This window comes from Pantoea sp. K16, from assembly GCF_048452805.1.
Classification (GTDB): Bacteria; Pseudomonadota; Gammaproteobacteria; order Enterobacterales; family Enterobacteriaceae; genus Pantoea; species Pantoea agglomerans.
Map to the genome: position 1 here is coordinate 281,229 of NZ_JBLWNV010000001.1, position 13,391 is coordinate 294,619.

The 13,391-nt window shown below is 49.0% G+C and carries 15 protein-coding genes; 11 read left to right on the top strand and 4 right to left on the bottom strand.

Features of this window, described 5'->3' with window-relative positions:
• The first annotated feature begins 101 nt into the window (after nucleotides 1–101).
• Complete coding sequence (locus tag ACK13D_RS01350; RefSeq protein ID WP_418795468.1) at nucleotides 102–785, top strand: hypothetical protein; 684 nt, start codon at nucleotides 102–104, stop codon at nucleotides 783–785.
• Between the two features lie 328 nt (nucleotides 786–1,113).
• Nucleotides 1,114–1,734, top strand: coding sequence for a protein phosphatase CheZ (locus ACK13D_RS01355; RefSeq protein WP_010259809.1), 621 nt, complete (start codon nucleotides 1,114–1,116; stop codon nucleotides 1,732–1,734).
• Nucleotides 1,735–1,886: 152 nt separating this feature from the next.
• On the opposite strand, the gene ACK13D_RS01360 is transcribed toward ACK13D_RS01355, so the two are convergent.
• Nucleotides 1,887–2,327, bottom strand: a complete 441-nt coding sequence (locus ACK13D_RS01360; RefSeq protein ID WP_033773716.1) for a GNAT family N-acetyltransferase — start codon at nucleotides 2,325–2,327, stop codon at nucleotides 1,887–1,889.
• Nucleotides 2,328–2,532: 205 nt separating this feature from the next.
• On the bottom strand, nucleotides 2,533–3,525 hold the full coding sequence (locus tag ACK13D_RS01365) for a threonine ammonia-lyase (protein WP_418795470.1): 993 nt from the start codon (nucleotides 3,523–3,525) through the stop codon (nucleotides 2,533–2,535).
• Between the two features lie 51 nt (nucleotides 3,526–3,576).
• Here ACK13D_RS01365 and ACK13D_RS01370 point away from each other — a divergent pair, with 51 nt between their 5' ends.
• Complete coding sequence (locus ACK13D_RS01370) at nucleotides 3,577–3,924, top strand: ArsR/SmtB family transcription factor (protein ID WP_022624627.1); 348 nt, start codon at nucleotides 3,577–3,579, stop codon at nucleotides 3,922–3,924.
• Nucleotides 3,925–4,330: 406 nt separating this feature from the next.
• Here ACK13D_RS01370 and ACK13D_RS01375 read toward each other — a convergent pair whose 3' ends face one another.
• Entirely contained in the window at nucleotides 4,331–4,981 is a 651-nt protein-coding gene (locus ACK13D_RS01375; RefSeq protein ID WP_418795472.1) for an SDR family NAD(P)-dependent oxidoreductase, read from the bottom strand.
• A gap of 343 nt (nucleotides 4,982–5,324) precedes the next feature.
• On the opposite strand from ACK13D_RS01375, the gene ACK13D_RS01380 reads away from it, so the two are divergent.
• The 5 genes from ACK13D_RS01380 (at nucleotide 5,325) to ACK13D_RS01400 (ending at nucleotide 8,910) form a co-directional block, all read left to right on the top strand.
• Complete coding sequence (locus tag ACK13D_RS01380) at nucleotides 5,325–5,534, top strand: DUF6434 domain-containing protein (protein WP_045139936.1); 210 nt, start codon at nucleotides 5,325–5,327, stop codon at nucleotides 5,532–5,534.
• Between the two features lie 144 nt (nucleotides 5,535–5,678).
• The gene (locus ACK13D_RS01385) at nucleotides 5,679–6,596 is read left to right on the top strand and encodes an arginase family protein (protein WP_045139937.1); all 918 of its coding nucleotides are present in this window, start codon (nucleotides 5,679–5,681) and stop codon (nucleotides 6,594–6,596) included.
• Nucleotides 6,597–6,788: 192 nt separating this feature from the next.
• Complete coding sequence (locus tag ACK13D_RS01390; protein WP_029519731.1) at nucleotides 6,789–7,424, top strand: DUF2268 domain-containing putative Zn-dependent protease; 636 nt, start codon at nucleotides 6,789–6,791, stop codon at nucleotides 7,422–7,424.
• 392 nt (nucleotides 7,425–7,816) lie between these two features.
• On the top strand, nucleotides 7,817–8,221 hold the full coding sequence (locus tag ACK13D_RS01395; RefSeq protein ID WP_045140192.1) for a GNAT family N-acetyltransferase: 405 nt from the start codon (nucleotides 7,817–7,819) through the stop codon (nucleotides 8,219–8,221).
• Nucleotides 8,222–8,403: 182 nt separating this feature from the next.
• On the top strand, nucleotides 8,404–8,910 hold the full coding sequence (locus ACK13D_RS01400) for a GNAT family N-acetyltransferase (protein ID WP_045139938.1): 507 nt from the start codon (nucleotides 8,404–8,406) through the stop codon (nucleotides 8,908–8,910).
• 881 nt (nucleotides 8,911–9,791) lie between these two features.
• Here the strand turns inward: ACK13D_RS01400 and ACK13D_RS01405 are convergent.
• Nucleotides 9,792–10,628, bottom strand: a complete 837-nt coding sequence (locus ACK13D_RS01405; RefSeq protein WP_010259842.1) for a MipA/OmpV family protein — start codon at nucleotides 10,626–10,628, stop codon at nucleotides 9,792–9,794.
• Between the two features lie 206 nt (nucleotides 10,629–10,834).
• Between ACK13D_RS01405 and ACK13D_RS01410 the strand changes: the two genes are divergently transcribed.
• Genes ACK13D_RS01410 through ACK13D_RS01420 form a run of 3 tightly spaced genes read left to right on the top strand, consistent with a single transcriptional unit; the run spans nucleotide 10,835 to nucleotide 13,387 of the window.
• Entirely contained in the window at nucleotides 10,835–11,512 is a 678-nt protein-coding gene (locus ACK13D_RS01410) for a response regulator (protein ID WP_010259845.1), read from the top strand.
• Nucleotides 11,512–12,900, top strand: a complete 1,389-nt coding sequence (locus ACK13D_RS01415) for a sensor histidine kinase (protein ID WP_418795476.1) — start codon at nucleotides 11,512–11,514, stop codon at nucleotides 12,898–12,900. Before ACK13D_RS01410 ends, ACK13D_RS01415 begins: the two co-directional genes overlap by 1 nt.
• 49 nt (nucleotides 12,901–12,949) lie before the next feature.
• Nucleotides 12,950–13,387, top strand: coding sequence for a hypothetical protein (locus ACK13D_RS01420; protein WP_364109860.1), 438 nt, complete (start codon nucleotides 12,950–12,952; stop codon nucleotides 13,385–13,387).
• Nucleotides 13,388–13,391 lie beyond the last annotated feature (4 nt).

Consider the following 13,391-nt stretch of genomic DNA (forward strand, 5'->3'; position numbering starts at 1 on the left):
CCTTATTATCCCTTAAAAATTAATCGAATAGCCTAAAATACCAGACAGAAATACTATTAATGACGAATCGCCTCTGTTCATACCAATGCCAAAGGTCTGTAATGAGATCGATAAATCTGGAAAACTTGTATCGCTCTGCCAACGAGAACACCTTCTCCATATGGTCGGAAAATGCAGGAATCGGAGCAATTAAAGAGGGAAATTACTACGATCCTTTAAGGCTGGCTCTTGCAGCAGGCATTCAGCCGCCGGTGACCTTTGATGTCTCACGTCTTATTTGTGAATTACAGCAGCTCACAAAGGATGATCCCCTTACCGATATTCTGCCCACACAGGGTTTCCATTTTACCTTCCTGCCCCTGACTCTGCCGCTCTATAACGAAAACGAGCCATTGCCCGAAAAAATCGATGAATTGACGAATATCTGGAGCGGATTTGATGCGATAAAAATTGTTATCAGAGATCTGCGGTTAGTTGCATTGCCCAGTCAGTTATTGCTTGCGGGGATCCCTGATAGTTCGGCAATAGCCATGCGCCACTCATTCTGCGAAAAAGTTCTGGATTCGCACTGGAAAAATGAGTTGCTGATGCGTCATACCGGCAGCCCATTACCGGCACCCTTCTGGCACAGCACGATTCTGCGCTACGGCGCTGATTTTTTACCTGCACCCGTGCGTGAGTTTATTTTTGAACGTCAGCCCATTAATTTTGGGGATGTAGATGGAGAATTAAAACTGGCGAGGGTTAACTACAACTGGACAAAATGTTATTCGTTGGCGGATTAATTAAGACGAAGAAATTACATGATAAATAAGATACTGCCTGCCCTCGCGTAAACGTTTCAGAAGTGGGTAATACGCCCCTTTTTTCGCTCATAACAGTCATTAACCCGCACACATTCCGCTCTATACCTGACAACCCCCTCCGGCTGAAAAAACAGGGCCTGCGCGCAACACTTTCTGCCTATTACAACCCTGATGTCGTTAGCTCTAGGGTGTCTCATTCACATCATGTCACTTTTTACACGAGTAAAAACCTCAGGAAATTTAAAAAACCGCCGCGAGCTGCCGATAACCTCAGGTATCGAAACTCTGTACGCAGGAAACAACATCCATGTCACCATCCGACACCCATAGTAAGCATCAGGAAATTGGCGAAATTACGGCGCGTGCTGGCTTCATCCTGCGGCAGCTTCGCGACAGTCTGCAACAGCTGGGGCTTGATAAAACCATCGCCGATGTGGCGGGAAGCATCCCAAACGCCCGTGAAAGGCTGGGTTATGTCGTCACAATGACCCGCGAAGCAGCAGAGGGCGTAATCAACAGCGTGGAAATCACGCAGCCTCTGCAAACCGATCTGGGAGAAAAAGCTGAGAAACTCTCGCAACGCTGGGATGCCACTTCCGGTACTCTGTCAGACAAAGAACAGACCCAGGCATTAGCGGCAGATACCGTTGCCTTGCTGAATGATGTCCCCCGCGTCACGGGTCTGACGCAACAGCAGTTACACGCGATTATGATGTCACAGGGCTTCCAGGACCTCACAGGACAGATTGTGCAGGCTATGATGGCCGTGCTGAATCAGGCTGAGCAGCAGCTGATACAGGTCATCCGCGATAATACCGGCTCACACAGCACCGCCGAGCGCACTGCGCCGTCTAAACCTTCCTCCGCACCAGAGACTCCTGCCAGTCAGGATGATGTGGACGACCTGCTGGCCAGTCTGGGAATGTAAGCCGACGTAATAAAATCGCTCTGAGAACGGACGATTAATGATTAAAGCGTTTTCGCCAGGCCACCCAATCGGTCTTGCTGACAGCAAAGATGTTATTTTGGCTAAACGTCCGCTTTGTGCCAGAGGCAGACGTTTATGAAAATGACAGTAGATTACACGCTGCGATATTTCTCCAGTTTGATATCGGTATCGTTAATCTCTTTTTTATTGCCCCAGCCGAGCTGCATGTAAAATTTCGCCGCGCGACTATTTTTATCGGTTTCCAGCCAGGCAATCTCATGATGTTTGAATAATTCCTGCTCGGCGAGAAAAACCAGCCTGCGACCTATCCCCTGGCCTTCATATTCCGGGAGAACAAAGGCCGCAAAAAGACAGCCTTCATCCGGTAAAATCATTGAAAAGCCGACTATTTTTTCGCTTTCAGCCGCAACCCAGGCGCATAAATTCTTTTCAATCATATCCGCCACGACGCTTTCGGTGATCCCCATCTGACGCATTTCTTCACGACTCAAATAATTCTCGAGCACTGAGGTTCTGACTTCGAAAATACTGTCAACATCAGAAGCCCGGGCTGTTCTTATATTTATATTCATTAGTCTTACTCCTTGTATGACAAAAATATTTTTTGATGATGCCTGACATTCCCTTAAACGAACCATAGAATTTTAAGCGAAAAGGCTGTTAAACGGCAGGCCGTCAAAGGCGGCACTACCTCAAAGCCTGCGTAATGAATGAAGCCGTTATAATAAGAACGTTGTGCAATATGAGCTCAGCCGACCTTAACTCCGCTCTGTTTCTTCATAGTGACGCCTCATTAACTAATTTGAGATAGCGGGAACCCGATATGTTTCTACCGCTCACCACACAGACAACTTTACGCCCGCTCAGTTCTTTTGCATAACGGATGGCTGCCGCAACTGCGGGTACGCCTGAAGGCTCTACAACATGGCTGTGCAGATTAAGCATTAACAGCATCGCTGCTTTAATTTCGGCTTCTGAAACCAGAAGAACACGATCGACGCGATCGCGTATGAGTGGCCAGGTCATCGCTTCAGGCTCTATATAGCCACTTATGCCTTCGGCGATTGACGACGATATTTCCACTGGGATCGCCTTACCAGCTTCTTTCCAGCGCGCAAACGTCGGGCTTGCTTCACTCTGCACTGCCCACACTTCGGCTGCAGGGTTTATGCCCTTGATGGCTGTTGCGATACCGGAGGCCAGCCCGCCGCCGCCAATGTTCACGAGAATAACGTCAGCGTCTGGCCAGTCTTCCATGATTTCCAGACCGACGGTGCCGCCTCCGGCAATCATCTGCTGATTATTATAGGCTGAGACGAACGTTGCGCCGGACTGTTGCGCTGCGACAATGGCTTCCTGCCTTGCGTCTTCAATGTCGTCAAAAAACGTAACCTGCGCACCATAACTTTTCATTGCAGAAACCTTAATCGGGTCTGCTGAAAACGGTAAGAATATGGATACGGGTATGCCTGCCGCATGTCCCGCACAGGCAAGCCCTAAACCATGATTCCCTGCCGTCGGGGCGATGACGCCGGCACGTCGCTGGTCTGCATTAAGACTGGCAAGAACGTTTGCAGCACCTCTCAGCTTAAAGCTACCCGTATGCTGAAGATTTTCCATCTTAAGCCTGACCTCCGTCCCGACAAGAGCAGACAGCGAGTGGGAAGGCTCCAGTGGAGTTTTGCATACTGTTGATTTAATTCGCCCGGAAGCGGCATAAATATCTTTCAGCGTGACACTGTCTGTTAGCCTTTGTCTGTGGTTTGTCATAGTATGCCCCTAAAGTTATATAAGAAAATGACTATATAGGCGATTGGCTATATGCACAACTCAAAGACATTAATGGCCGATATTTTTCGTGCCCTTGGTAATGAGCATCGGCTCGTGATTGTTGAATGGCTGTCCGATCCAGAGTCACATTTTCCGGTGCAGCAGGACGGCGATCTGGTTAAGGATGGTGTGTGTGTCGGATTTATCACCGAAAAAATTGGTCTGAGTCAGCCCACCGTGACAGGCCATCTGCAAATTCTTGCTAAGGCTGGGATTGTGACATCGAAACGTATCAAGAACTGGGTGTTCTATAAACTTGATCGACAACGGATGGATGAAGCTACGGCAATGTTGTCTGGATATGGGAAGCAGGCGACTGATTCACCTGAACAGCCATAATTGGTCAGTATGTGTATTTACAGGGCAGTAAATCCAGTGTGTGTGTATCTCGCTCGTGGCGTGACCGCATTTCAGATAAATTTATTCGGTCATCGTTATCTGTTGTCATCTTTTGCAAAACTGCCGTTTAACTTTAGAAACTACCCCGGCTGATGACCAGCCTGTAGGTCTGGGTCCACTTTTCATTCAAAGCGGACCTTATGACCTAACTTTCTGTACGATCCGTGCCTGAGGCGGCCATTAATTACATTCAGATGCGCTAAGAAACATTGAGCCGCTTATTTTCCTTCAGGATGATTCGGACATATTTGAGAACCGACTGCGCACGACACGCCAGGCATTCTGCCGCATCCCGTCAACCAACCTGCCCCATCCAGGCAGGTGGAATGCTTTTATTAGACGAGATTCACCAGGGTGCACGCTCTCCATCCAAAAAGAATCTTGCGGTGATTGTCTGGGATACTTCAGCAGCGAGCCAGACGATCCCCCTGGCCGCCTGGGATACAGTTCGATAACCGGTATGTCCGTTAAAATCGGTGGCCGTATATCCCGGGTCAACTGCGTTTACGCTGATGCCATACTCAGACAGTGAATTGGCAAATGCCACCGTAACGCCATTTAATGCTGTTTTTGAACTGGTATAGCCCAGTGCCGCTACCTGAGAGTAGGGATGCGCTTTGTCAGATACCCATTCCAGCGATCCCAACCCGCTGCTGACCATGATAATCCGGGGTTCCTCGCCCAGTTTGAGCAGCGGCAGAAAAGCCTGCGTTACTCTGATGACGACGAAAACGTTGGTGTTATACACCGTCATAATATCGCTGATGCTCTGCGACTCAGGCGCGATGGGCCAGGTTCCGGGAATACCCGCATTGTTGATCAGCACATCTAGTTTTCCATCTTCTGACTTTATCTGCCCGACGGCCGCATCAACACTTTTCTGGTCTTTCACGTCAATGATAGCCAGCCGCGCTTTAATGCCTTCCGACAGCAACCGGCTGTCGCCGTCTTTGAAAACTGGCTGCAGCCCTGCTTTACGACGGGTGAACTGCTGCATCTGCTTCCGGAGTGGTGGCCCGAATTTGAAGGTCCCTGGCTCTACTTTCCCAGCCGCTTTATTTCAGCACCTCTGCGCGCTTTTGTGGATTTCCTGAAAAAGGTCCAGTCAATGCCTGAACCGCTCGATTGACTGCAGTAGCAGGCCCGCCAGTCGATATTGAGCTCGGCTAACAAGCGCACCTCTGTTTTGACGGGTTGTGGCAGGTTAAAACGCACTGGAGGCATGGGGCCGCGTTTCAGACCGCTTTTTTCCCGGAGCAGACCTTGAGAAATTTCAGCTTCCCTGACTAAAGTGGAGTACTAATTTTTATTTAAAACCACTCATTACAGGAACTGGAAAAATGGAAACTGATTGGCATAGCTCCTCACTAACACGTTCGACCATCATTGATAAAAATTACAAAAACACACAAAACGTTCGCCGTTTTATGATCAAAGAGTGTGGAGAGAATTTCCGATTCAATCGTGAATTTATGATCTGGATAAGTAATGCTACCCCTAAGAATTTGGGTGATGTCGTAGATGAGTGGAAACGGCGATATAAACGTTAAAATATGGATGTCAGCCTCTCACTTATAGCGAACCTTGTGCGTTCTGGCACAGGTTAACACCTCGAATTTTATCTCGGCGACAAAGCTGTTTCGTAAGAAAGCTTAGTTTCTGTGGTACTCAACCCAGTTAAAATCAGGTTTTTTATGGAAAAAATAATTCTTGTCCCGTCTGGTCTTGGTCTCAACCCTCTTTATGAAGGGCACATACCGGGCACATTCCGTGCGCCAGCAGTTCTCATGCACCACGGACTCGATAAAATGTTTCCCTCTTGTAACTTTGTTACTGTTCCCTGCCCTGAATACAGTCCTGAATGTGAGCCAGGTACTGATATCCTGAACGGTCACAAGCTCAGACAACTTAATCTACGATTGGCTGATGAAGTAGAGGCGGCGCATCATCGCAACTTAAAGCCCGTTGTTATCGGAGGCGACTGCGCCATCCTGCCCGGAGCCTTGCTGGGCAGCAGGCGTCAGTTAGGGCAACTTGCACTTGTGCATATTGACGGCCACAGCGATTTCCGTCATCCCGGCAACTGGAAGCGAGAACCAGGAGCACGACCAGGCGCTGCGGCCGGAATGGATTTGGCACTCGTTACCGGTCGGGGAGAGCCATTACTGACTGCATGGCCCGGTATCGAAGGATCCCTGGTTCAGGATGACACAGTGATTCAGCTGGGAGAGCGTGAGTCGCTCCTTGAAGATTATGAATGGCCTGACATTGTTGGCACTGATATCCGGCGTATAACTATTTTTGACGCGCTTAAGTTGCCTGATCATGATCTCATCAATGTGATATTCGAGCGGCTCAACCTTTTTCCTGAAATGCCCTACTGGATTCATCTTGATATGGATGTCCTGGACAGTTCTGAAATGTCTGCAGTTGATTGTCCCGGCAATCCCGGTTTGTCTTCTGAAACACTTGTAAATCTCTGTCGCGAACTTTTCAGAAATATGCGCTGCTGTGGCATCACAGTGACCATTTATGATCCTGATTTAGATCATGAAGGGACAGCAGCAAAGCTCATTTTGGACATGCTCAGAAGCATAACTAACAATACCTGACCCACTTACAATCAATGCGGTTACTACGTCCGCTTCTCGCTAATAACGGACCTAAGCCTGCAGTAAAAGTCCGCTGTGTGCCAGAAGCGGACATTAGTGATCATTGGTCGGCCACTTGCTGAGCAGCAACATAACATGCCATATATGTCTGTTAGTATCCGCACATTACTAATGTTTATGGCTAAGACTGACATGTCTCAAATAACCATCCATATTCTGAATGCTCAGGAAAAACTCACTGTTCACAGTGAATGGCTGCGAACTAAACTGACCGATACCTACGTACAAGTCACAAGGTTGATGCCGACTCCTTCAGTAGATGTCGTAGTTAAGGCCGGGAAGTTTGTTATCCCTGAAAAAGGGCATGCTGGTTTTTGTCCTGAAGCTGGTGTTATCTATATAACCGTCGATCCTGAAAACCCTGCATTCTGCAAAAACGTTGCGCACTCTATTGAGCGTATGTTTGCTCATGAACTTCACCATGCTGCAAGGTGGGCAGGACCGGGATACGGCTCAACGCTGGGAGAAGCACTAGTCTCTGAAGGACTAGCAGGGCATTTTTCTCTTGAGCTTTTGGGTGGTGAATTTGAGCCTTGGGAAAGCCTCAAGTCCGATATTGTTAAGCCCTACTATCCACTCATGCTTGAAAACTGGCATCGCGCTGATTACGACCATAATGCCTGGTTTTTCGGAACAGGAGATTTACCAAGGTGGCTGGGTTATACGGCAGGTTTCAACTTGATATCCAAGTATCTCGCATCATCTCCAAACTTGAAAGCATCAATGCTGGCGAACATAAATGTTGAGGAGTTAAAGGCTTTTATATGAAATACATATTTTTTATTTCTCTTAAGCTTTTATTCAACTTATAAGCGAAAGTCGCATGGTCCGCTTTTCGCTCATAGCGTACATATCTGAATTCCTTAATTGTGAGTGTTAACATCTGAAAAGCGCAGGATTGACCAAGTTGTACGCTATAAGACACGATTGAAACGACGCTTCTGGTGTGTCGGCAGATTTAATCCAAGAATCGGGCTGAATTGTTAATGGCTGCAATGATACTAAATCCTACCTCAGCTGTAGCGTTTTGTTAGCTAAAAGGAGTAAACATGGAAGTAAGGGTAGAACTGTGTCCGCCAGATGAATGGGAATCCATGGTGAAAATTTTTACCGAAATGGAAGAACACTATTATGGTAAGGGCATCATTCAGGAACCACTGTTGAAGAATTACCTCCGCAATCGACTGTTCAGTCAGCTCTCCGGTACTCTGGTGCTCAGGGCTCGCTACGACGCTCATATCGTTGGGCTGGCGTGTTGCAGTATTCTCTACCCTTCTCCCCGGTACAGTGGCCAGCTGCATATCAAAGAGCTTTATGTCTCCCAGAGTGAGAGAGGTAAAGGCATAGGGGAATCCATAATGCGTTTTATGGCGAAACTCGCTCTTGAACATGAGTGTCGTAGCCTCAGCTGGAATGCCGAGAAATCAAACGCCGGAGCAAACCGTTTTTATCAGTCTTTAGGGGGCACAATAAATGACGGTATTGTGAATTATTATCTTCATGGTGAACTCCTGCGTAAACTAGCTTCCGACAGTTCGGCAGAGCCTAGCGGCTGTACTGGTTAAGCTATCGCACTGATTTGGCTTGCCAGGGAGGCAGAGGAAATCTGCAGAATGTTGATGCCGTGTCCGCTCTGTGCCAGAAGCGGACATTATTGCCATAGGCATCTATAAAAATATGCTACAAAACTCGTGTTAAGTTGAGCTTTTAGTGGAAGCAAAAAATTTACGGCGGGAGAGAGCCTGAAGTGAAAGCATTTACGGTGCGTCGCATCCAGGAGAGCGATTTGGAAGATTTCAGAAGAGTAAGACTGGAAGCGTTGCTCATTCATCCGGACGCTTTTGGCGCGTCGTACGAAGACTGGAGCCAGAAGCCAGCAAGATTCTTTGCTGAAAAATTGCGAACCAATCATATTTTTGGCGGATTCGACCTTCACAACACCTTACAGGGCCTGATTGGTTTGAGCTTCAGTACCTCGCCAAAGCTGAGTCATGTCGCTACTATCTGGGGGATGTATGTCAGTGCCGGGATGAGGGGATCGGGACTATCATCAGGGCTAATGGAGGCTGCGCTTGAAGCTGCAAGCTCAGTAAGAACTATAAAGCTTTCCGTCGTCACAACGAATCATGCCGCATATGCACTTTATCAGTCGTACGGTTTCACTAACTGGGCCACTGATACTGCTGCGCTTTACGTTAATGGTCTTTTTTATGACGAATATCTTATGAGGCGAGACTCGGAAAACGACTCATAGCAAAGCTAAATAGTACGGCAATATAAAAAGCTTTTTGAATGCGGACTTTTCTTCTCGCCCTCCGCACCACCAAAGCTCTATTCCCGCTCACGCAGCAGCGACTTATGCTTTTCGCTCATAGCGGACCCTGGCCTGCCGTTAGTCCGCTCTGTGCCATAAGCTGACATTACTGACATCAAGATGTACTCATATGCAGGGAGCAATCTACAGCCATATCATTTTCTGAGTGGGTATAGTTAAGCTTATGTCCGAGACTGTTCTCAAAAAGTAAGTAGTCGGCATTATCCTTGTGACCGTCTTTACTCCGAGTCTTAATCCATCACCGTGGCGGAGGCAGGCAACTCGCTCTATCGCATGCTCGCTTCATTGTAGGTACGACACTGGGCTTATTCTTATTAATACGGTACATCCCGCTTTTTTTACGTCGCCTGGTTGCCCGATAGATTCCCTCAATCGCGGTGCATGTTCACCAGCACCTGTCGGGACGTTCAGGCGCAGATGTGCCATCGGGGAATAGGGATTGCCGCCATGCTGCCAGGGACTCATGGCGACGCCATCGCCGGATTGCAGAGTATTCAAATGCCGCCGAGGGATGTCACTATTATCTCCGGCATATCGATCGCTGCGGTCCATACTGGATATCGCCGATGCATTGCTGGCGAATTCCGCAACACCAGCAAGGTAGGCATGTTCTTCGGCGCGCGCGCTTTTGCTGTTGCGCCAGCGGAGGTGAACAGATGTTATACATGTTCGGGGCTGAAGCTTTAGGTTTTGCAATCTGTTGCGTACTGCCCCGTTAGCTGAAAAGAGGGTGGATTAGAAAGCGTGTTTATTGGCAGAGAAGAGCCATAAGCTGGCGGGAAACACACATTGAATAACGATCAGAAGTGGTATGTCACCAGCAGGCTTCCTGTGGGTGATATTTCTCGTTGCACAATCGGGCTATTGCGCGCATCTCCCGTTAACTGCGTAACGCCTGCTGCGGCAATCACGCTCCAGTCCTCATTGAACTTGTGTGTCCAGTCAAGATTCATCGACCAGGCATAAATTCCCGATCCGGCATCATATCGGATAAACCTTGATGCAGCCGATTGAGATGCACTGACTCCGTAGTAAGTCTGCATGTATTTGTCCGTCCCCCAGCTGCCGGTCAGCGCCAGCGTTACTGTATTATTCGGTGAGGTATAGAGCGGGCTATTAATGCCAAAATGCAATGCCGTGCCATTGTTTTGCTCAGAAAATGGCACTTCAGCCTGCAATTGCAAATTAAGCCAGTCGGTCACCCCGTATCCCAAGCCAAATACACCGAGAGCCGAGCCTTTGACATCCCCCATACCTCGCAAATAGTCGCTGCCATCGCTTAGGGAGTCACTGTCCACGTCACGATCCTTACGGCCTGCGCGATAGCTCACCGCAGCGTTGTAATCGAATTTGCCGATGTTATTGCCATAACCGATGCCCCGCGTGGAGCTGACGAAGAAACCATTTTCCATGGTGTAATCAAGCACCAGGGAAGTCGTGACGCGGCTTTTGTCCGAACCAGAATAACGTGGCGTCACGTTCGCGCCGCCTCCCACCGTCAACGCGTTGCCCTGATTCTGTGCTGCCGCCAGTATCGGGGTGGTCAGTAACGCCAGGACTGCGCCCGACAACATTTTTTTCAGGCTGTACCCCGTGAGTGAAAGGGGGAACTTATGACGCAGTGTGTTATTTCTCATTAAAGAAGTCCTTATGCATTCAAATGATTACGATGCAAGCGGGTTGTAAACGCCAGAACGTTCATTTTGAATGCGCCCGCTAAAGTTCTCATGAGCCAAAAATGAAGAAAGGGTGAAGCAACCACAGATGCTGCAAAGCTGATAGATTTCCTGATACCGTTTTTTTCTTCAGACGTTCTTCATTCACTGCTGATACCGTAACCATTGTGAAAATACTCCTGATTGAAGACGACCTGGATCTCGGTAACGGCATACGTATTGCCCTTGCAGATCAAGGATTTGATGTTATATGGGTTCGCCGCAAAGAGGATGCGCTGCATCAGCTTGATGTCTGCGTGCCTGAACTTGTGTTGCTCGACCTCGGATTACCCGACGGCGATGGCATGAGTCTGATGGTGGGCCTGCGTCAGCAGCACAAGGGCATTCCCGTGATCATCCTGACGGCGCGAGGCACACTGCACGATCGCCTTTCCGGGCTGGACGCGGGTGCAGACGACTATCTCGTCAAACCGTTTGTTCTCGCCGAGTTGCTGGCGAGGGTGAGAGCGCTTGCGCGCCGCAGTTATGGTTTTCAGAACGAGGCGATAGAACTTCGGGGATTATCACTTTTTGTGCCCACACGACGCGTGACCGTGAATGCACGGCATATTGAGTTGACGGCAAGTGAATACGCGCTGCTTGAAACGTTGATGTTACGCACTGACCGCGTGCTTACTCGCAGTTTTCTGGAAGAAAGGATCTTCGGCGCAAAAGAAAATATGAGTAATGCGCTTGATGTGCATATGGGGAATTTGCGTCGCAAAATCGGCGAAGGCTATGTACGAACGGTGAGGGGCGTTGGATATGTCATTGATACCGTACCCATTCAGAAGGGAGCAGGTTGATGCGAAATGTCTGGCGCCATCTGAGAACCCCAACGTTCGTGCGGCGAATTATGGTAGCGCAGATGCTATTGCTCACTCTGCTCTGGTGTCTTTTTCTGACTTACGTTTTGTGGGAGGACTTACGTAGTCCGGCGATATTAACGGGCAGCAAGACGTACGAAACCATTTTTACTGTGGTTAAGAGTATGGACGATCGCCCGCAGGAGCGAACGCATGTGCTGGCTGCATTAAGTAAGGCAGTACGGGAAAATTATGGCGGCGGTGAAGATCCAGCACTCTCAATCAGCCTTATCGTACGCGAGAATAAAGAGATAATTTATGCCTCTGATGGTGCGCCAGTCGGAGTGATAAACAGCCGTTATGGAAAAATTGAGCGCGTGGAGAGTGATGGTCGCGCCTGGAACAGCCGTACCTTAAAGTCCGGGAACGCCGACACAGAGGTCACGCTTATCACCCCTGCTGGAGGCTGGAATTTCTTTATCTATCTGAACTCGCGTGGCTACTACGTGATGCCGCTGCTGGTATGCATTCCTTTTCTTTTGTTCCCTGCCTGGCTGTCGATCCGCATTGCAATGCGCCCATGGAATAAAGTGGTAAATGAAGTGTCCTTACGCACGCCGGACGATCTCTCGCCCTTAAAAGCAGTGCCAAAGCACAGGGAGCTTCGCCAGATGGTTGACGCGGTTAATGGATTTCTTGCCAGGGTGCGGGAAAGCACTGAACGGGAACGCGTTTTCATTGCCGATGCCGCTCACGAGTTGCGTACCCCCCTGGCGGCGATGCGAATCAATGTTGAGGCGCTGGAATCTTATGTGATCAGTGACAGCCAAAAAGAGTTGCTTGCGGGCATTGTTCGCAGCAACAGCCGTGCGGCTCGTCTGGTCAATCAGTTGCTGCTGCTGATGCACAGCGAAGCGCGCATTGACATGGTTATGGAGCCTTTGCCGCTGACAACGCTCATACAAGAACGTATGGCCGGGCTGGCACCGCTCGCGGCGGAACGCAGGATTGAACTTGAATTTTACGCCGAAGAGGAAATCTGGGTGACTGGCGTCAGGGAACGGTTAATGTCGCTTATCGATAACGTAGTCGAAAATGCCGTGAAGTATAGCCCCTGGGGCGGGAGGATTGAGGTGGAATTACGATCCTTAAATCAATCCACGCAGTTACGTGTTTCAGATGCAGGGCCTGGCATTCCCGTTGAATTGAGGGAGCGCGTGTTTGACAGATTTTTTCGTGATCCTAACCAGCTGCAAAGCGGGAGTGGGCTGGGGCTTGCCATCGTTAAAGCCGTTGCGCAGCAACACAACAGCAGCGTAAGCCTCAGTACGTCGGCAGAAGGTGGGCTGATGGTTTCGGTTGATTTCCCAAATCACAAGTCCGCCTGAAAGCAAGGACAACGTTGATCCGCCCCGGCGAATGGCCGTTACCTGAATGATGGAGTTAAACGTGAAATACGTTGTTCTTGCAAGCCTGTTAATTTCGCTCTCACTAAGCGGGTGCGCTATTACGGTCAGTGAACTAAAAAGCAGCCAATCCTCTTTTGACGGCAGTTTCGTGAGCAAGGCAGGCTCATCTGATACTTATCGAACCCTAAGGTACATGGCAAGACAGTGCCTCGAATATGAGGCATATTCAGGAAATCCGGTCATCGTACTGAGCGAATTTGATGGTGAACGCAAAGCAGGGGAGATTAATCAAAAGTTCCTTTCACAGGGATTGTTGATAAATAACACGCTAATTGAGATCGAAAGTCGGCATGGTGACAACGCACAGGTCTCCCTTTATACAACCAAGAACGTCTTGAGCACGGGAATCCGGTCACCAAAGATAATTGATATCAAGCGCTGGGCTGACGGCGATAAAACGTGCTAGCGCG